The organism is Litchfieldella qijiaojingensis (assembly GCF_014651875.1).
GTDB lineage: Bacteria > Pseudomonadota > Gammaproteobacteria > Pseudomonadales > Halomonadaceae > Litchfieldella > Litchfieldella qijiaojingensis.
The window spans coordinates 50,912-70,977 of sequence record NZ_BMXS01000003.1 but is presented as its reverse complement, the minus strand read 5'-3'; the positions used below and the strand labels follow the sequence as shown (position 1 = coordinate 70,977).

The 20,066-nt window shown below is 59.0% G+C and carries 16 protein-coding genes; 10 read left to right on the top strand and 6 right to left on the bottom strand.

Annotated elements, in window-relative coordinates; all coding sequences use genetic code 11:
- Window positions 1-2 precede the first annotated feature (2 nt).
- The 3 genes from IE093_RS04470 (at window position 3) to IE093_RS04460 (ending at window position 3,725) form a co-directional block, all read left to right on the top strand.
- Window positions 3-1,076, top strand: a complete 1,074-nt coding sequence (locus tag IE093_RS04470) for a glycosyltransferase family 9 protein (RefSeq protein ID WP_189466612.1) — start codon at window positions 3-5, stop codon at window positions 1,074-1,076.
- Window positions 1,077-1,087: 11 nt separating this feature from the next.
- Complete coding sequence (locus tag IE093_RS04465; RefSeq protein ID WP_189466610.1) at window positions 1,088-1,858, top strand: glycosyltransferase family 2 protein; 771 nt, start codon at window positions 1,088-1,090, stop codon at window positions 1,856-1,858.
- A gap of 193 nt (window positions 1,859-2,051) precedes the next feature.
- Complete coding sequence (locus IE093_RS04460) at window positions 2,052-3,725, top strand: sulfatase-like hydrolase/transferase (protein ID WP_189466608.1); 1,674 nt, start codon at window positions 2,052-2,054, stop codon at window positions 3,723-3,725.
- On the opposite strand, the gene waaF is transcribed toward IE093_RS04460, so the two are convergent.
- Together waaF and rfaD are read right to left on the bottom strand one after the other, a co-directional pair.
- Complete coding sequence (waaF, locus tag IE093_RS04455) at window positions 3,722-4,756, bottom strand: lipopolysaccharide heptosyltransferase II (protein ID WP_189466606.1); 1,035 nt, start codon at window positions 4,754-4,756, stop codon at window positions 3,722-3,724. The two genes, IE093_RS04460 and waaF, sit on opposite strands and share 4 nt — an antisense overlap.
- Window positions 4,749-5,705: an ADP-glyceromanno-heptose 6-epimerase gene (gene rfaD, locus IE093_RS04450; RefSeq protein WP_189466604.1), complete on the bottom strand. Its 957-nt coding sequence runs from the start codon at window positions 5,703-5,705 to the stop codon at window positions 4,749-4,751. Before rfaD ends, waaF begins: the two co-directional genes overlap by 8 nt.
- 150 nt (window positions 5,706-5,855) lie before the next feature.
- On the opposite strand from rfaD, the gene glyQ reads away from it, so the two are divergent.
- The 4 genes from glyQ (at window position 5,856) to gmhB (ending at window position 10,067) form a co-directional block, all read left to right on the top strand.
- Window positions 5,856-6,803, top strand: a complete 948-nt coding sequence (gene glyQ, locus IE093_RS04445) for a glycine--tRNA ligase subunit alpha (protein ID WP_189466603.1) — start codon at window positions 5,856-5,858, stop codon at window positions 6,801-6,803.
- Window positions 6,804-6,805: 2 nt separating this feature from the next.
- Window positions 6,806-8,872: a glycine--tRNA ligase subunit beta gene (glyS, locus tag IE093_RS04440; protein ID WP_189466601.1), complete on the top strand. Its 2,067-nt coding sequence runs from the start codon at window positions 6,806-6,808 to the stop codon at window positions 8,870-8,872.
- Window positions 8,873-9,107: 235 nt separating this feature from the next.
- Window positions 9,108-9,422: a hypothetical protein gene (locus IE093_RS04435; protein WP_189466599.1), complete on the top strand. Its 315-nt coding sequence runs from the start codon at window positions 9,108-9,110 to the stop codon at window positions 9,420-9,422.
- A 93-nt stretch (window positions 9,423-9,515) separates the two neighbouring features.
- Window positions 9,516-10,067: a D-glycero-beta-D-manno-heptose 1,7-bisphosphate 7-phosphatase gene (gene gmhB, locus IE093_RS04430; RefSeq protein WP_189466597.1), complete on the top strand. Its 552-nt coding sequence runs from the start codon at window positions 9,516-9,518 to the stop codon at window positions 10,065-10,067.
- An 827-nt stretch (window positions 10,068-10,894) separates the two neighbouring features.
- Here the strand turns inward: gmhB and gyrB are convergent.
- The 4 genes from gyrB to dnaA form a co-directional block, all read right to left on the bottom strand.
- Entirely contained in the window at window positions 10,895-13,315 is a 2,421-nt protein-coding gene (gene gyrB / locus IE093_RS04425; protein ID WP_189466595.1) for a DNA topoisomerase (ATP-hydrolyzing) subunit B, read from the bottom strand.
- Window positions 13,316-13,318: 3 nt separating this feature from the next.
- The gene (gene recF / locus IE093_RS04420; protein WP_189466593.1) at window positions 13,319-14,422 is read right to left on the bottom strand and encodes a DNA replication/repair protein RecF; all 1,104 of its coding nucleotides are present in this window, start codon (window positions 14,420-14,422) and stop codon (window positions 13,319-13,321) included.
- Between the two features lie 53 nt (window positions 14,423-14,475).
- Entirely contained in the window at window positions 14,476-15,579 is a 1,104-nt protein-coding gene (dnaN, locus tag IE093_RS04415) for a DNA polymerase III subunit beta (protein WP_189466591.1), read from the bottom strand.
- Window positions 15,580-15,669: 90 nt separating this feature from the next.
- Window positions 15,670-17,148 (bottom strand): chromosomal replication initiator protein DnaA, encoded by a 1,479-nt coding sequence (dnaA, locus tag IE093_RS04410; protein ID WP_189466589.1) that lies wholly within the window; start codon window positions 17,146-17,148, stop codon window positions 15,670-15,672.
- A 565-nt stretch (window positions 17,149-17,713) separates the two neighbouring features.
- Here dnaA and rpmH point away from each other — a divergent pair.
- The 3 genes from rpmH to yidC all read left to right on the top strand — a co-directional run bounded on the left by rpmH (window position 17,714) and on the right by yidC (window position 20,030).
- Entirely contained in the window at window positions 17,714-17,848 is a 135-nt protein-coding gene (rpmH, locus tag IE093_RS04405; protein ID WP_010626003.1) for a 50S ribosomal protein L34, read from the top strand.
- Between the two features lie 13 nt (window positions 17,849-17,861).
- Window positions 17,862-18,239 (top strand): ribonuclease P protein component, encoded by a 378-nt coding sequence (gene rnpA / locus IE093_RS04400; RefSeq protein ID WP_189466587.1) that lies wholly within the window; start codon window positions 17,862-17,864, stop codon window positions 18,237-18,239.
- A gap of 96 nt (window positions 18,240-18,335) precedes the next feature.
- Window positions 18,336-20,030 carry a membrane protein insertase YidC gene (yidC, locus tag IE093_RS04395; RefSeq protein ID WP_189466585.1) on the top strand — a complete coding sequence of 565 codons (1,695 nt, stop codon included), beginning with the start codon at window positions 18,336-18,338 and terminating at the stop codon, window positions 20,028-20,030.
- The last annotated feature ends 36 nt before the right edge of the window (window positions 20,031-20,066 follow it).

Below are 20,066 nucleotides of genomic sequence, written 5' to 3'. Positions count from 1 at the left end.
TCATGACTCAATCCAAGATACGACCCCGTGCACGACGCATCCTGGTGGTTCGAAACGACAAGCTGGGCGATTTCATGCTCGCATGGCCGGCCCTGGCTTGTCTCAAGCAGGCCCAGCCCGACAACCATATCGGCGTGCTGGTGCCGTCCTATACCGCTCCGCTGGCCCATGCTTGTCCCTGGGTCGATGAGGTGATCCTCGACCCCGGCCCACAAGCCGACCGCACCGCTCAACGCCAATTACTCGCCCGCATGCGCGAGGGAGGCTTCGACGCCCTGCTGACCCTGTTCTCGACACCACGTATCGGCTGGCTGGGCTGGCGGGCGGGCATCGCCCGCCGGATGGCACCGGCCACCAAGTGGGCGCAGGTATTCTACAATCATCGCATCATGCAACGCAGGTCGCGATCACGAAAACCCGAATACCAGTACAACCTGGAGCTGGCCGAAGCCCTGCTGGAGCAGCTGGGACAGACACGCCCCGAGTCGCTCGCCCCGCCTTACTGGCCCTTGCCCGCCACGGCACGAGACATACAACGAAACCGCCTGGCCGAGGAACTCGCCCTGGACAACTCCCGCCCTTGGGTCTTCCTGCATGCCGGTAACGGCGGGTCGGCAGCCAATCTGGCGCCGGCCCAGTATGCGGCCCTGGCCGCGACCATCGACCGACAGGCAAGCTCCGATCGTCGCCCGTTCTGGCTACTGACCGCCGGTCCGGGAGAGGAGGCTGTCACCCAGCGGCTTCGAACCACCCTCCACGAGCAAGGAGTCGACGCAGCCTTGGTCCCCAGATGCCAGAATCTGGAAGATTTCGCCTTGAGCCTGATCGCGGCCGACCTGTTCATCGCCGGCTCCACTGGCCCGTTGCATATCGCCGGCTGTCTCAACATACCAACCGCCGGCTTCTATCCCGCCAAGCGCTCCTCGACGCCGCTCCGCTGGCAGACTTGCAATGCCGCCGAACGACGCCTGGCATTCTGCCCGCCGTCGGGCGCCGACAGCGAAACCGACATGTCGCGCATCGATCTTAGCGCAGCGGCATATGCCATCCACGAACTTCTGGCTCAGCAAGGATAAAGAACATTCTAATGAATGCTATCACTGGTATTGTCATTACTCTGAACGAAGAACACAGCATTGCGGACTGTGTGCGTTCTCTCTTCCACGTATGCCAAGAAGTGATCGTCGTAGACTCGCTGAGCAAGGATGATACCGTTCGGGTTGCCTCGTCCGAAGGAGCTAGAGTCATAGAACAAGCGTACCTTGGTGATGGTCCCCAAAAGGCCTTTGGCGTCCCTTATGCCGAGAATGACTGGATACTAGCGCTTGATGCTGATGAACGACTCGACCCTGATGCCATTGAACTTATCAAATCGCTCGACCTAAGTGATCCAAGCCAGGCGTTCAGCTTCCGACGCAAGAATTTCGTTGGCCGGCACTGGATTCGCGCCGCAGGCTTTTATCCCGATCAAGTCGTACGCCTATATAACCGCACCCAGGCAAGTTATGAGCCAAAAAAGGCGCATGCTGCAGTAAAAGCGCCTCGTGTCTGTCACACAAAGGCACATATTCGACACTTCACATATGAAAGCCTGAGCCACTGGATTCAACGAATCGATCAGTTATCCACCCGTGACGCTTGGGCAATGAAGGATCGCGGGGTGACGCCTTCCCCCTGGCGTCCTCCCCTCCACGCTCTATCTGCCACCCTCCGTAAATTAATATTCAAGGGCGGCCTGTTGCAGGGAAGCGATGGAATGACTGTCGCTATTACTACTGCGTTTCATGCTTATATGAAATATGCAAAGCTTAATGAGCTTTACGAAAACGAACAAAGAGTGAAGGGCCCCAGTAGCTAAGGAAGCGCTGTATGAATCGATGAGCAGTCTCAAGCACAATGCGCCCGGAGCGCAGCAACCGGAGCATATCGGTATATCCTTGTAACGCAGTGATCGATCTGCGTGGGCATTTATGCAGTGTTTCCCCAAAGGCAGTGCTAAACCGCACCTACGCTTGCTAAGCTAGCTATCGATTCCCTCAAATGATGCCGGCATGCGATCGTTCCCGATTCTCCCGTTACTACGCCAACCGCGCTGGTGGGCTCTTGTCTTTCTCGGACTCTGCCTGGGCTATGCCGTCGTCGCTCTGACGACACTGCCCCTGAGCGTGTCACTGGTGGTATTGGCCACCTGGCTGCTCCTGGCATACAGGTTCCGCTGGGGCGAGCCACGCCAGGCGCATCCGCCCAAGCGTGTCTGGCCTTGGTCGCTATTTCCGTTGTCCCTTTGGTGGTTCTACCTCTACCTGGCCGACAGCTTCGGCGAAGTCGACCTGGGCGCCATCTTCTATCACCTACAAGCCGGTATCACCGACCATGGCGGCGTCAGCCGCATCAGTGCGGCCGTGCTCTTCACGCTATCGGCCTTTTTCAGTTTGGTAGCCTTTACCTGGCTGGTTCGCCACGACCACCGTTGGCGCCTGCTCGAGCGTGTGCTGGTGCTGTTCCTGCTGGCAACCAATCCTCTGCTGTTCGGCATCACTCAGCGGGGGGCCGCCATCGTCACCGAAGATGGCGAGTGGTTCGACCGCCGCTTCGTCGAGCCGCGTATCGTCGAACGACCCGATGAGCTACCTAACCTGCTGGTGCTCTATCTGGAGAGCATCGAACGGACCTATGCCGATCAAGAACGATTCGGTAATGCCTATGCCGACCTGAAAGCCATCGGCAATAAGGGAATCGTCTTCGAGGGCGTGCGCCAGATCGACAATACCGGCTGGACCATGGCCGGCATGATCGCCAGCCAATGCGGAACGCCCCTGATGCCTGCCGGGCTGCTGCATGACCGCCAGTTCGAGCCGCTCGACGAGGTGGTCCCCGGCGTCGAGTGCATGGGCGACCTGCTTAGCAAACAGGGCTATAACCTGCTCTACATGGGCGGCGCCAGCACCGACTTCGCCGGAAAAGGGATCTTCTATCGAGGGCACGGCTTCGATCGTGTCTACGGTCGCGAGGAGCTGGAGCCTCGCCTGGAAGATCCCGAGTACGTCAATAGCTGGGGCTTGTACGACGATAGCCTGCTGAACATGGCGATCGAGGAGATACAGCGGCTCGATACGCATTCCGCCCCCTGGGGCCTGTTCGCCCTGACGCTGGCCGGCCATGCCCCCACTGGCTACCCGGCACGCAGCTGTGAAAAGCGCCAGGGCGAGTTCGATGGGACGGACATCCTCTACTCGGTGAAGTGCAGCGCCTGGCTGGCGCGAGACTTCCTGAACCGGCTCGAAGCGCAGGGTTTGCTCGACAACACCTTGGTGGTGATCGCCAGCGATCACCTGACCATGAAGGTCTCGGCCTGGGAGCAACTGATCGCCGGTCCTCGCGCCAATACCTTCATCCTGATCGGCAATGGCCTGGCGCCGGCGCATATCCAACGCGAAGCGTCGACGCTCGACCTCTACCCGACGATACTGGAGGCCATGGGCTTTACCATCGATCAGCATCGCGCCGGGCTGGGCGTGTCACTGCTGTCGACAGCACAGACCCTGGTCGAGCGCAACGGCATCGAGGAAATCAACCGTCGGCTGCGTGAGGAGAACGCCCTGCAAGTGCGCCTCTGGGATGGCTTGCAGCCACAACGCAGGGAAGAGCCTTCGGCCTCACCGCCACAGATCACCGAAACTCCCGCCGATGAGGTGACGAACGACGATCCCCCCACGGTCCCCTAACTGGTGGCGAGAATGGCCTCCAGCACGCGCTGTGGCATCAAGGTGTTGAGACAGTTGGTGTGTCCCAAGGGACAAGTGCGTTCGAAACAGGGTGAACAATCGAGGCGCAGATAGTGGATTCGCGCATTGGCGGTGAGCGGCGGCGTATAGTCGGGCGACGAGGATCCATAGATCGCATGCACGCGGGTCCCCACCGCCGCGGCGACATGCATCAGTCCCGAATCGTTGGTGATCACTTGCTGGCAATCGGATAACAGGTCCACGGCATCCGCCAGGCGTGTCTTGCCACACAGATTCACCGCGTGTGAGACACCCTGGCAGATGGCTTCGCCCGCAGCCACATCCTTGTTTCCTCCCAGCACCCGCACCTCGTACCCTTCGCTTGCCAGTGCCTCTGCCAGTTCATGGAAATATGCCAGGGGCCACTGTTTGGCCGGCCCATATTCGGCGCCTGGCATCATGCCGATCGCCGGACGCGACGACAACTCATGCGTCAGGCGCAATTCGATAAGGTTATTCGGGTCCACCCGTAGCCGCGGACGGGGAATGGCGAATCCTCCCGTTGACGCTTCCTCCTTGGGCAACCCCAGGGATACGAACCGCTTCACCGTCTGGTCGAGTACGGACTTGTCGAGTCGCCGGCGTTCGTTGAGCAATACTAGTCGTTGCTCGCCGACGAACCCCAAACGGTACGGGATACGGGCCATGAACGGGACCAGGGCCGACTTCCAGGAACGCGGCAAGACGATCGCCCGGTCATAGCGGCCACGCAGGCTACGCGCCGTCGCCTGCCGCACTCCCCACCCCATCTGACCGTGCCCCACGTCCAGCGCAACCACGTCATCGACTTCGTCCATGCGTTCGAGGATCGGCTGCGACCAGGCGGGAGCGACAACGCCGATATGGCAACCGGGATGGCGCTGTTTCAGGGTCATCAGCAGGCTCTGAGCCATGACCATGTCGCCGACCCATGATGGCCCGACCACCAGGATCCGCTCGCCTGTGCGGTTCGATCCACAAGGATCAGCCATTCAGCCACTCCAGGTACTCGCGTACGCCATCGGCCACAGTCTTGAACTCTGCGTGGTAACCGACTTCACGAAGCCGTGAGATATCGGCCCGGGTATAGCTCTGATAGCGTCCCTTGAGCTCGTCAGGAAACTCGATGAAGTCGATGTCGCCCTTACCGTAGAAATCGATCACGGTATCGGCGATGGCCTTGAATGGCTCGGCGCGCCCGGTACCCAGGTTGAAGATACCTGAATGTTCGGGGTGGTCGAGGAACCACAGGTTGACGTCGACCACATCGCCGACATAGACGAAATCCCGGCTCTGCATGCCGGCATCGAAACCATCCCAGGCACCGAATAGCTTGGGATTCTCGCCGACATTCACCTGAGTGTGGTGGTGATAAGCCACGCTGGCCATCTTGCCCTTATGCTGTTCGCGCGGGCCATAGACGTTGAAGTAGCGAAACCCCACCACCTGGCTGGTAAAATCGTTCCAACGCGCTCGCACGTACTGATCGAACAACAGCTTGGAATAACCGTAGACGTTGAGCGGTTTCTCATGTTCCGGCGCCTCGACGAACACCTCGCTACCGCCATAGGTCGCCGCGGAGGAAGCATAAAGGAAGGGTATCCCCTTGCGCTGGCAATAATGCAGCAGCACCTTGGAGTACTCGAAGTTGTTGTCGAGCATGAAGCGGCCGTCCCACTCGGTGGTGTCGGAGCAAGCCCCTTCGTGGAAGATCGCCTCGATCGGCGGCAGGCCAGCTTGCTCGCCACGCAGCTCGGCTTCGACGCGTCTGCGGAAGTCGTCCTTATCCAGATAGTCACCCAAGGTACAGTCCACCAGGTTGACGAACTTGGTACCATCGCTCAGGTCGTCAACTACCAGCACGTCCTGATGGCCACGGGCGTTGAGCGCCTTGACCAGATTCGCACCGATGAAGCCGGCACCGCCTGTCACTACGATCATGTCTGTTCCTCTTGTGTCTCCGCACCCCACGAGCTCGGCTGTTACTGTTTGCGGAATGTCTTCACACATTCCCACTCGTGCCTATAACCGATTAACGGGTAATTGTATACTTGGCGGTTCTTGAATTCATGGGCCAACGGTGCTTCTCCAATGACACAGTCGACGCCTGACGTGACAACCTTCCAGGGCCTGATCCTCGCCCTGCAGCAATACTGGGCCGAAAAGGGTTGCGTGATCATGCAACCTCTGGACATGGAAGTCGGGGCCGGCACCTTCCACCCCGCCACCTTTCTGCGTGCCATCGGCCCGGAAACCTGGAATTCGGCATATGTGCAACCATCGCGCCGTCCTACCGATGGGCGCTACGGCGAGAATCCCAACCGCCTGCAGCACTATTACCAGTTCCAGGTAGTGATGAAACCCTCGCCCGCCAACTTGCAGGATCTGTATCTGGGATCGCTGGAACGTCTGGGAATCGACCCACTGGTCCATGATATCCGGTTTGTCGAGGATAATTGGGAATCACCGACCCTAGGTGCCTGGGGGCTGGGTTGGGAAGTCTGGCTCAACGGCATGGAAGTGACCCAGTTCACTTACTTCCAGCAGGCCGGTGGCATCGAGTGCTTCCCCGTCACTGGCGAGCTGACCTACGGCCTGGAGCGTATCGCCATGTATCTGCAGGACGTCGACAGCGTCTACGACCTGATCTGGACCCAGGCTCCCGACGGTAGCCAGGTCACCTATGGCGATGTCTACCTGCAGAACGAGCGTGAGCAGTCCACCTACAATTTCGAACATGCCGATGTGCCGGCCCTGTTCGCTGCCTTCGATCATCAGGAGCGCGAGTGCACCAAACTGCTCAGGGTCGGCTTACCGCTGCCCGCCTACGAGATGGTGCTCAAGGCCTCGCACACCTTCAACCTGCTGGATGCCCGTCATGCCATCTCGGTCACCGAACGCCAGCGCTATATCCTGCGCGTGCGGACCATGGCTCGTGACGTGGCTCACGCCTACTACGACTCGCGCAAGGCCGCCGGTTTCCCCATGGCCCCGGAAGCCCTGCGACGTGAACTGCTAGCCGAACAGGGGGACGCTTGAGCATGGCATCTACCACTTTTCTGCTCGAACTCGGTGTCGAGGAACTCCCCCCCGCCGCCATCGACTCGCTTTCCGATGCACTGGCGCGCGGTATCGCCGACGGCCTGCGCGAGGCTGAAGTCTCCTTTGATGACGTACAGGCCTATGCGACTCCGCGTCGCCTCGCCGTGCACGTTACTCAACTGGCTGACAAGCAACCCGATCGCGAGGTCGAACGCCGCGGTCCAGCCCTAGCGGCCGCCTTCAACGACGGCAAACCGACCAAGGCCGCCGAAGGCTTCGCTCGTTCTTGCGGCGTCGGTGTGGACGAGTTGATTCACCTCGAAACCGATAAGGGCACCTGGCTTGGCTATCGAGAACTACAACGCGGCGAGGCCACCGAGCAACTGCTGCCAGATATTGTTTCCAAGGCTATCGCTGCTCTCCCAGTGCCCAAGAACATGCGCTGGGGCGCCTCGCGCATCGAGTTCTCACGCCCCGTACACTGGCTGGTCATGCTCTATGGCGACCGGGTAGTCGAAGCGGAAATCCTGGGACTGACGGCGGGTCGTACCACTTATGGCCATCGCTTTCACGCTCCTTCGGCCATCGAGCTGGGTCATGTGGACGACTACCTGACCACTCTGGAAGAAGCCTATGTGCTGGCCGACCGCGACCGTCGCCGTGAACGCATTCGCGAACAGGTGTTGGCCGAGGCCGAATGCCAGGAGGCCCTGGCGGTGATCGACGAAGAGCTGCTGACAGAAGTCAGTGGCCTGGTGGAGTGGCCGGTGGCTCTGACCGGCAGCTTCGACGAACGCTTCCTCGAGGTACCGCCGGAATGCCTGATCTCATCGATGAAGGCCAACCAGAAGTACTTCCACCTGCTCGACGATGAGGGCCGATTGAAGCCCCTGTTCATCACCGTTTCCAACATCGAAAGCCATAACCCCCAGCTGGTCATCGAAGGCAACGAGAAGGTCATTCGCCCACGCCTGGCCGATGCCGCCTTCTTCTACGATACCGACCGCAAGACACCGTTGGATTCGCGCCGCAAAGGCCTGGCTAGCGTAGTCTTCCAGCAACAGCTCGGCACCTTGGCCGACAAGGCCAGCCGCAGCGCCGTGGTGGCCTGCCATATCGCCGAGCAAATCGGTGGCGATGTCACCCATGCGGAGCGGGCCGCGCAACTCGCCAAGTGTGACCTGGTCACCGAGATGGTGCTGGAGTTCCCCGAACTGCAAGGCATCATGGGCTGCTACTATGCGCGCCACGACGGTGAAGCCGAGGACGTCGCCCAGGCACTTTACGAACAGTACCTGCCACGCTTCGCCGGTGACACCATTCCTCAAAGCCGTACCGGCCTGGCCCTTGCGCTGGCCGACCGCCTCGACACCCTTGTGGGTATCTTCGGTATCGGCCAACGCCCTACCGGCACCAAGGATCCCTTCGCCCTGCGGCGAGCTGCCATTGGCGTACTCAATATCATGATCAAGGGCGAGCTGGATCTCGACCTGCGTGAGTTACTTGAGTTGGCTGCCGCTCAACACAAGGACCTTCCCAAGGCGAAGGGGCTGGTCGACGATGTCCTCGACTACATGCTCGAACGGTTTCGTGCCTGGACTCAAGATGAGGATATCCCCGTCGAGGTCTACCTCGCCGTGCGCGCTCGCCCAGTCACCAAGCCATTGGACTTCGCACGACGCATTCGTGCCGTGCATGCCTTCAGCCAACGCGAAGAAGCTGCCGCACTTGCCGCTGCAAACAAGCGAGTCTCGAACATCCTGGCCAAGCAGGAGCACGACGGTTCGACTGGTGTAGCCGCCGATCTGCTTCGCGAAGATGCCGAGCGCGCTCTAGCCAGTGCCCTGGCATCGCAACGCGCCGAAGTAGAACCGCTCATTCGCAGTGCCCGCTATACCGAAGCGCTGGATATCCTGGCAGGCCTGCGGGAGCCGGTCGATCGCTTCTTCGACGACGTCATGGTCGTGGTCGATGACCTGGAGGTACGCCGTAATCGCTTGGCCCTGCTGGCCAGCTTGCAAGCGCTGTTCCTCGAGGTGGCGGATATCGCCGAGCTACAGCAGTAATTCCCACACAGCTACCGTCCTTGCGAAAGGGCCAGGGGTTTTCATATACCCCGGCCCTTTTTTATCGATAAGTGTTTCACGTGAAGCACTTCGTGCTTCCCCGGTGTGCACCGAACCTCGCCATCTTTTGTACGCATCAACAGTGCCAAGAGGTAAGGAGGTCATTGCGGTTTTACCATCCAGTCGAATTGGGTCATTCTTTTCCTTACATATGCTTGGAAAGGAGATCTCCAACATGGGTGACGTTATCGCTCTGGTTGACTTTCGTGACAGCCTGAAGCACTCCTCCCCACCCTCCGACCTTTCTCCGCTTCTCACCGCTCTCTGGTGGGCCGGAAAGGGGGAGTGGGAACACGCCCATGATTGCGTCGCCGTGTTATCGGGAGCCAACGCAGCATGGGTACACGCCTACCTGCATCGCTGGGAAGGAGACCTGAGCAATGCCGCCTATTGGTACCGGAGTGCTGGAAAAGAGATGCCGCGCGAGGAGTTCGACCTCGATGCCGAATGGCTAACCATAGCCCAAGCACTGCTCGAACCACAGGGATGAAGGAGCAATTCATTGTTTCACGTGAAACACTGGCCTAGACTCTTCCGCCAATCAATCACTCCCGTCCATTGAATCCAATAGGATGTTATCTTCATGCTCTCACCCCCAAAGCTGGTGATTCTCGATAGGGATGGTGTCATCAACCAAGACTCGGATGCCTATATCAAGTCTCTCGACGAATGGATCCCCTATCCGAGTGCGATCCAAGCCATCGCCAAATTGACCCAATCTGGCTGGACGGTTGCCGTGGCCACCAACCAGTCAGGAATCGCTCGCGGCTACTACAACGAAGATACTCTTGGCCAGATGCACGCGCGTCTGAATGACCTAGTTGCGTCTGTCGGTGGGAACATTGCTCATATCGCCTATTGTCCCCATGGACCCGACGACAACTGCGAATGTCGCAAACCCAGAATTGGTCTTATTCGTCAAATTCAGCAGCACTTGCAGATGGAAAGCCTGGAAGGAGCCTGGGTGGTCGGCGATAGCCTGCGTGATCTTCAGGCAGGCTCGTCCGCAGGATGCCATGTCGCGCTGGTGCGCACCGGTAAAGGCCACAAGACTGAGGCCAAGGGTTCCGGCCTGGACAATGCACTCGTTTTCGATGACTTGGCAGCGTTTGTCGATTGGCTGCTATCACAGTAGGTTGAAGATTAAAGCCCGCGCCTAGCTAACACTGCAGAAAGCTTGGGGATAGATACGACAAGGCCGGCATTATGCCGGCCTTGTCGCTAGCCCGTAGCCCGTAGCCCGTAGCCCGTAGCCCGTAGCCCGTAGCCCGTAGCCCGTAGCCCGTAGCCCGTAGCCCGTAGCCCGTAGCCCGTAGCCCGTAGCCCGTAGCCCGTAGCCCGTAGCCCGTAGCCCGTAGCCCGTAGCCCGTAGCCCGTAGCCCGTAGCCCGTAGCCCGTAGCCCGTAGCCCGTAGCCCGTAGCCCGTAGCCCGTAGCCCGTAGCCCGTAGCCCGTAGCCCGTAGCCCGTAGCCCGTAGCCCGTAGCCCGTAGCCCGTAGCCCGTAGCCCGTAGCCCGTAGCCCGTAGCCCGTAGCCCGTAGCCCGTAGCCCGTAGCCCGTAGCCCGTAGCCCGTAGCCCGTAGCCCGTAGCCCGTAGCCCGTAGCCCGTAGCCCGTAGCCCGTAGCCCGTAGCCCGTAGCCCGTAGCCCGTAGCCCGTAGCCCGTAGCCCGTAGCCCGTAGCCCGTAGCCCGTAGCCCGTAGCCCGTAGCCCGTAGCCCGTAGCCCGTAGCCCGTAGCCCGTAGCCCGTAGCCCGTAGCCCGTAGCCCGTAGCCCGTAGCCCGTAGCCCGTAGCCCGTAGCCCGTAGCCCGTAGCCCGTAGCCCGTAGCCCGTAGCCCGTAGCCCGTAGCCCGTAGCCCGTAGCCCGTAGCCCGTAGCCCGTAGCCCGTAGCCCGTAGCCCGTAGCCCGTAGCCCGTAGCCCGTAGCCCGTAGCCCGTAGCCAAAAGTGTTCCACGTGAAACATCACACGTCCAGGTTGGCCACCAGGGCAAAGCGCTCGATGAAGTCCCGCCGCGGCTCTACTTCGTCTCCCATCAGGGTATTGAACATCATGTCGGCGGCAACCGCGTCTTCGATCGACACGCGTAGCATACGGCGGGTTTCCGGATTCATGGTGGTATCCCACAACTGATCCGGGTTCATCTCACCCAACCCCTTGTAGCGCTGGATAGAGAATCCACGCTGTGCCTCCTTCATCAGCCATTCCAGCGCATCGTAGAAGCTGGAAATCGGCTGTTGTCGTTCGCCACGGGCAATATAGGCACCCTCTTCCAACAGGCCATCAAGGGTCTCGCCCAGCTTGGCCATGCCGCGATAGTCCGCGCTACGGAAGAAATCCATGCCCCACACATAGTCCGTGGTCACGCCGTGGGCCGTCAGCGAGACTCCCGGCAGGAACAAGCCACGCTCGCTATCCTCATGAAGCTGGAAGGTATAGCGCGGCCCACCTTCGTAAGCAACCTGAGCATCCATCTCGCCCTGCAGGTAGTCGATCCAGTTCTGCATGGTGACACGGTCCTTGAGACTCTGCTCACCCTCGAGCTGCGCCGCATGGACGATTTTGCGCAACACCTCCTCCGGGTAGACACGAGACAGTCGTGCAATGCGATTCATCACATCGCGATACTGATTGACCAGTGCCTCCAACTGCTCCCCACCAATGCCCGGCGCATCCGCATTGACATAAAGCCGTGCTCCGTCTAGAGCCGTGGTAGTCAGGTAATCGACCAAGGCCTGCTCATCCTTTAGATAGCTTTCCTGCTTGCCCCGTTTGATCTTGTAGAGAGGAGGCTGGGCGATATACACATGACCCCGTTCGATCAACTGCGACATTTGCCGGAAAAAGAAGGTCAACAGCAACGTACGGATATGCGACCCATCGACATCGGCGTCAGTCATGATGATGATCGAGTGATAACGCAGCTTGTCGGGGTTGAACTCCTCGCGCCCGATGCCACAGCCCAAAGCGGTAATCAGAGTGCCTACCTCTGCGGAAGAGAGCATCTTGTCGAAACGCGCTTTTTCGACGTTGAGGATCTTCCCCTTGAGTGGCAAGATCGCCTGGGTACGCCGATCGCGACCTTGTTTGGCGCTCCCGCCGGCCGAGTCACCCTCCACCAGATAGAGCTCGGAGAGACTGGGGTCTTTCTCCTGACAATCCGCGAGTTTGCCCGGCAGCCCTGCGATGTCCAAAGCACCCTTGCGACGCGTCATATCGCGCGCCTTGCGTGCGGCTTCACGGGCCCGCGCCGCGTCGAGCATCTTGTTGACGATCGCCTTCGCTTCGTTGGGATGCTCTACCAGGTATTCGGAGAACATCCGTCCCATCTCCTGCTCCACGGCCGTCTTGACCTCGGACGACACCAGCTTGTCCTTGGTCTGAGAGGAGAACTTGGGATCAGGAACCTTCACCGAGATGATCGCAGTCAGTCCTTCGCGGGCATCGTCGCCCGAGGTATTGACCTTGGCTTTCTTGAGTAAGCCCTCGGTTTCGATATAGGTGTTCAGCGTGCGTGTCAGAGACGCACGGAATCCGGCCAAATGAGTGCCGCCATCATGTTGCGGAATGTTATTGGTATAGCAGAAGATATTCTCGGCGAAGGTATCGTTCCACTGCATCGCCACTTCTACGCCGACCCCATCCTCACGCTGAACGTCGAAATGGAACACCGAGTTCAGCGTAGACTTGTTGGTGTTGAGGTGATCTACAAACGCTTTGAGGCCCCCTTCGTAATGAAAGAGCTCTTCCTTGCCGCTGCGTTCATCGAGCAGACGAATCGCCACCCCGGAATTCAGGAATGACAGCTCGCGCAGGCGTTTGGCGAGAATATCGTAGTGAAACTCGATATTGCCGAAGGTCAGGGGCGAAGGCTTGAAATGAACCCGGGTACCGCTCTTCTCGGTCTTTCCGACCACCCCCAACGGCGCTTCTGGCACCCCATGGTGATAGATCTGCTCATATACCTGGCCAGCTCGCCAGATAGTCAGCTTTAGCTCCTCGGACAGGGCATTGACCACCGAGACACCCACGCCATGAAGCCCTCCGGAAACCTTGTAGGAGTTGTCATCGAACTTGCCACCGGCGTGCAGTACCGTCATGATCACTTCCGCGGCCGACACCCCCTCTCCCTCGTGGAGGTCGGTGGGAATGCCACGACCATTGTCGCTGACAGTGATCGATTCATCGGGATGAATGATCACGCGGATTTCGCTGCAATGCCCCGCCAGGGCTTCATCGATGGAGTTGTCCACCAACTCGAATACCATATGGTGCAAGCCAGTGCCATCATCGGTATCACCGATGTACATGCCGGGACGCTTGCGTACCGCATCCAGGCCCTTGAGAACCTTGATACTCGATGAGTCGTAAGCTTGTTCGCTCATTGACTACTCCGTCGTGAAGTCTTTCAGTGTGTCGAGACGCCCATGTTTCACGTGAAACATCGCGACCGATGTTTCCGGTTGCCACATTCCATTGAGGGCTTCCGGGTCGACACTAGTGATAAACACCTGGCACCCCATTCGCTCTAACCAACGGCAGAAGACGTGACGATGCCGAACATCGAGCTCGGCGGGAAGGTCGTCGATCAGGTAGACGCAGGTCCTTGCCGTGACTTTCTCCAACAGCCGACCCTGTGCCAGTTTCAGCGCACTGACCACCAACTTCTGTTGGCCTCGGGACAATACTTCGGCTGCTGGCCGTCGATCGAGACGCAGGCGTAGGTCGGCACGCTGCGGCCCCTGCTGGGTAAACCCCATCTGTCGATCGGTGTTGCGACCGTGATACAGCACATCCGCGAGCGGCCGCTGTCGATCCCAGCCCCGAGAATAACGCAGTGTCAGTGTTGGCAGCGGCAGGAGCTCCCGCAGCGTTTCCTCGAATACCGGCAAAAATGCTTGTATGTAATCGCTGCGTAGTGCATCGAGACGCTCGCTCCAATGCACCAGCTCCCCCTCCCATACCGCAAGGGAGCGCTCATCGATTCTATCATGCCTCAGCAGGGCATTCCGATGTTTCAGAGCACGCCGTACATGCTTCCAGACCGGCAGGAAGTCATGTTTCACGTGAAACACTCCCCAGTCGAGAAACTCGCGCCGGATCGCAGGAGCACCTTCAAGCAAGCGGAAGGCATCGGGATTGATCAACTGCAAAGGCAGCGCTTCCACCAAGCTTGCGATGCGGGTAATACGCTCGCCCCCCATGCGCATTTCCAGCTCGCCACTATCACGCATCCGCCGGACACCGATAGGAATCGGTGGATCACCGGCCAGACGACCGTACAGCGTCATACCCTCGGCCTCGTGACTGATAGCATGCTTGAGTTTCTGGGTGCGGAAGGAGCGGCCCATGCCCAGCACATGAATGCCTTCAAGCAGGCTGGTCTTGCCACTGCCATTGGAACCAACGATCATGTTGATTCCTGGCTGGGGCCGCATCTCAACATGCGCCAAGTTACGCAAGCCCATGAAGCTGAGGCGGTCGAGAGTCATGATGGAAAAGCCACGAGACAGGGAAACGTCGACGACACGCCGGAAAACGCCTCCTACAGTCGCATCGGCATGACCACATACATGGCATCACCACCGCCAGGTTCTTCCATCAAGGCGCTACTATTGGGATCGGCAAGTGTCATCTGGACACGATCTTCTCCCAGCACGTTCAGAACATCGATCAGATAACTGACATTGAAGCCGATCTCTAGTCCCGCCCCGGAATACTCGATCGCGATGTTCTCCTCGGCTTCTTCCTGCTCAGGATTATTGGCCATGACCTGCAGATTGCCCTCATCAAGCTGCAGACGCACGCCACGATACTTCTCATTGGATAGGATCGAGGTCCGTGACAGAACCTGGCGCAACTCGGCGCGATCAGCGATGAACACCTTATCACCGCCTTTCGGCACCACGCGCTCGTAATCGGGAAACTTGCCATCGACCAGCTTGGAGGTAAAGGTGAACTCACCGGTGTGGGCCCGCACATGACTGGCGCCAAGTGTCAGACTGACAGGCTCGTCACTGTCATCGAGCAAACGTACCAGCTCCAGTACCCCCTTGCGCGGCACGATCAGTTTCTGCGCCGGCTCCACCTCGATATCCGCCGGCCGCGAACATACCGCCAAACGGTGGCCATCGGTGGCCACAGTGCGCACCAGGTTGGAGCGGAGTTCCAGTAGCATGCCATTCAGGTAATACCGCACATCCTGCTGGGCCATGGCAAACGACGTGGCATCAATCAAGTGCTTGAGCGTACCTCGCGGCAGGCTCAGTTCCACACTGCCCTGGCTATCCTCGATGTTGGGGAATTCGGCTACCGGCAGCGTCGACAGGGTAAAACGCGAACGCCCACTACGTAGCACGGCACGCCCCTCTTCCAAGCTGATACTGATCTCGGCCTGGTCGGGCAACGACTTGCAGATATCCATCAGCTTGCGAGCGGGCACCGTGGCGGAACCCGGCTCATCGACCTGGCTCGGAGCCGTGCGTCCGATCAACTCCACTTCCAGATCGGTGCCGGTCAATGACAGTTGTGCATCCTGCACCTCCAGCAACACGTTGGATAGCACTGGCAACGTCTGACGACGCTCGACGACGCCGGCAACCAGCGCCAGAGGACGCAGCAGGGCTTCGCGGGTGATGGAAAATTTCATGGGGGCTCCACTCTCTGTCCTGAGTTTCGATGGCATTCTTTGCACATTGCGATCGGCCGACCCAGCCTCTCGGTATGATCACCGCGCGTGTCAACTCGTCAGCAATCGCAGCAGATTCTTGTAATCTTCCCTGATATCCGCACTCTCTTCCTGGAGCGCCTGCACCTTGCGACAGGCATGCAAGACGGTGGTGTGGTCGCGACCACCGAAAGCATCGCCAATTTCCGGCAAACTATGATTGGTCAGTTCCTTGGCCAACGCCATCGCCACCTGGCGTGGGCGCGCGACCGAGCGAGAACGTCGCTTCGAAAGCAGGTCCGCTAGCTTGATCTTGTAGTATTCGGCCACCGTGCGCTGGATATTGTCGACCCCGACTTGCTTGTCCTGCAGCGCCAACAAATCCTTCAACGATTCCCGAATGAAATCTTGGGTGATGGGCTTACCCATGAAATGGGAGTCCGCAATCACCTTTTTCAACGCCCCCTCGAGCTCACGCACATTGGAGCGGATTTTCTGAGCAATGAAGAAGGCGGCATCATGAGGCAGATCGACTTTGGCCTGATCGGCCTTCTTCATGAGGATCGCTACCCGCGTTTCCAGCTCCGGCGGCTCGATTGCCACCGTCAATCCCCACCCGAAGCGAGACTTCAGACGCTCTTCTACCCCATTGATTTCTTTGGGATATCTATCAGAGGTCAGGATCATTTGCTGGCCGCCCTCGAGCAGCGCGTTGAACGTATGAAAGAACTCTTCTTGCGAGCGTTCCTTGCCGGCAAAGAACTGTATGTCGTCGATCAGCAAGGCATCGACACTGCGATAGAAGCGCTTGAAGTCGTTGATCGCGTTCAATTGCAGTGCCTTGACCATATCAGCGACGAAACGCTCGGAATGCAGGTACACCACCTTGGCATTCTCACGCCGGCCGGCAAGCTGGTTTCCCACCGCATGCATCAGGTGCGTCTTGCCCAAGCCGACACCGCCATACAGAAACAGTGGGTTATAGGCCCCTCCGGGATTCTCCGACACCTGGCGAGAGGCTGCCCTGGCCAATTGGTTGGATTTGCCTTCGACGAAGGTTTCGAAAGTGAAATTGGGGTTCAAGCCACTCTGGTGCTTCAGGCTGCCCTCGACCTGGACCTGGCGCTCGCTATTTCCCGAACGGCCAACCCCTGCACGCGCACCATCCTCTCGTGCCTGGTCGATCTCTCGCTCGTCGGCATAGTCTCCGCGCGGCGGAGTATGAACGGCCGGCGACGCAGGTTGACGTGGGCTGGCGGAAACGGGATTGCCCAATTCACGAGGCTGAGGCGAAGGTGCCGCACGGCGACTGCCCACGCTCAACGAAACCTTGGGGGGCTTGGCAGGCGAAAGCTCGCGCAACAACTCGTTGATGCGCTTCACATACTTGTCATTGACCCAATCCCTAACGAAGCGATTGGGCGCCAGCAGGCACAGTTCATTGGATTCCCCCTCCTCCGCCTGCAAGGGGCGGATCCAGGTATTGAACTGCTGGGAATTCAGCTCGTCCTGTAGGTAATCCAGACATTGTTGCCAAAGAGCGACCGACACGCGACCTCACCATCCCGTTTGCGAATGACCCAACATTGTATAGCTCAAGCCAAGGGTTATCCACATGCCGTCGCATCGTCGCCCTTGCTGTGGAAAACTGGTACGCATTGGAATGAATAACCACTGGTTGGAAGTCGCCCCGCGACGAGTTCGAGGCTGTGGAAAAATTGCTGACTTCTCACCAGCCTATCCCCAGAGAGTCCAGCCATTACCCGCATCTTTCCCACACGCTGCGAATCAATATATCTCATTGTTTTAATTAATTATTTTAGGTTATCCACAAAAAATATCCCCAGTGTTAATAACAACGGGCTCTAAGGATGACAATAGTGATAACTTACGATGGACATGAGGCCAGCAATCCGCTCCTGTCCGCATACGAATGCAGCCACGTCCTTTGGCGAGCAAGCGACGGCAGAAAGGGAGTAGCAAGGGAAAAATTGCACCCGGCTGGCGAATTCACTAGAATTCCCGGTCTTGAGCCGAATTCCCTCGGGTCCTACCAGGCCCCGGGCGCCTCTAGCATTTACGTAAAGTCCAATTAACCACGTGGGAATCAACCGTTATGAAACGCACCTTTCAACCCAGCGTTCTCAAGCGCAAGCGTGTGCACGGCTTCCGTGCCCGCATGGCCACCAAGAATGGCCGTGCCGTTCTGGCCCGCCGCCGCGCCAAGGGTCGCAAGCGTCTGAGCGCCTGATCTCGGATTGCGTGTGTCCTGTCAGGGCTTTCCCCGGCGTCTGCGGCTGCTGACCGCCGGGGACTACCGACGTGTCTTCGACCGGGCTGCTTTCAAGGTTCACGGCAAGGGCTTGCTGGCACTGGCTTGCAGCAATGAGCTGGGTCATCCACGAGTCGGATTGGTATTCAGCAAGAAGAACGTGCGCCACGCAGTCGATCGCAATCGCCTGAAACGCCTTGTTCGCGAATCCTTTCGTCTCCAGCAGCATCGCCTACCCGCCGTGGACATCGTTGTCCTATCCCGGCGTGGCGTACAAGAACTGGACAACGACACCCTGCATCGCCAGCTCCACGGCATGTGGCGGCGTCTGGAAAAGGACGTTCGCAAGCAGTCGGCCAACACCTCCTGACGGGACAGCAGCGGCCTGCCTCGGCAGGCTTTCGTGTGCCCTTTCGCTCATGCATTATGCCGTCAGACAGTTCATTACCCACCGGGCAGGCCCCCAATGGACGTAAAACGACTTCTGTTATTGATTCCACTTGCCGTACTGGCATACCTGCTGGTCGTGCAATGGAACCAGGACTACGGTCAGCTCACACCTGAACCGGAAGTCCCCACCATCACCGCCGACGCACCTCGCAATGGTGAGCCATTGCCTGACGAGGAAGGATTGGCAGCCCCTGCAACACCCAGTGCGGCGGAGTCGGTCACCGACGGCGACCTGCCCGGGGCAACCTCCACTTCTGTCAGCAGTCGCGATCTGGTCGCGGTAACCACCGACGTACTCGATGTGCGGATCGATCCCCAAGGCGGCGACATCGTGTATGCCGCCTTGCCACAGCACAAACTGAGTCTCGATTCCGATCGCCCCTTCGTGTTGCTTTCCGACAGCGCGTCGCGCAGCTACGTGGCCAAGTCGGGATTGCAGCTCGAAGGTCATCAGGGTCGCATTGCCTTTACGCCGGAACGCACTGAATACCGACTCACAGAAGACGAGGATACCCTGGTTGTCGAGCTGACTGCCGATGTCAACGGGGTCGATATCACCAAGCGCTTCACCTTCAAGCGCAACGAATACGCGGTCGACGTCAACTACTATGTGGCCAACAACCGCGATGAGCCGGTCACGGCCCGCTTCATCGGCCAACTGGCCCGGGACAACAGCCCCGACCCGACCAGCGGTGTGGCAATGGGCATGAAGTCCTATCTGGGAGCGGCCTATTCCACTCCGGAGACACGCTACGAGAAAGTCGACTTCGAGGACATCGAGAAGGGCGGTTTCAACAACCGTGATGCCGAAGGTGGCTGGGTCGCGATCATTCAGCACTATTTCGCGTCCGCCTGGGCGCCGCCCCAGAACCAGCAGAATCTCTATTACGCCACCACCGATTCGCGCGGACGTAACGTGGCGGCCTTCGCCGGCCCTACCCAGACCATCGCCGCCGAAGGAGAGAGTACTCTGGGAGCCACGCTCTACATGGGGCCCAAGGTACAGAAGCGCCTCGAGGCAGTGGCACCTCATCTCGAGCTGACCGTGGATTTTGGTTGGCTGTGGTTCCTTGCCAACCCGCTGTTCTGGCTGCTCGACAAGATCGAGGACGTGATCGGCAACTGGGGCTGGTCGATCGTGGTGCTGACCGTGCTGGTCAAGATGGCCTTGTGGCCGCTGTCGGCCAAGGCCTACAAGTCGATGGCACGCATGCGCAAGCTGGGTCCAGAGATGCAGCGTCTCAAGGAACAGTACGGCGACGACCGTCAGAAAATGTCCCAGGAGATGATGAAGTTCTACCAGAAGGAGAAGATCAATCCTCTGGGGGGCTGTTTGCCGATCCTGGTACAGATGCCGGTGTTCATCGCCCTGTACTGGATGTTGCTGGAATCCGTGGAACTGCGCCATGCGCCGTTCGTATTCTGGATTCAGGACCTGTCGATGAAGGATCCGTTCTTCATCCTGCCGATCATGATGGGTGCCTCGATGTTCGTGCAGCAATTGCTCAACCCGACACCTCCGGATCCCATGCAGGCCAAGATCATGAAGATGTTGCCGGTCGTCTTCACCTTCTTCTTCCTGTGGTTCCCGGCCGGTCTGGTCATCTACTGGGTGGTCAACAACGTCATTTCGATCTTCCAGCAGTGGGCTATCACCCGCAAGATCGAGAATGACCCGACTGTCGGCAAGGGAGCCAAGAGCAAGAGCTGAGCTCCTGGCACTGCTTCGCTTTCCAGACCCCCGCTT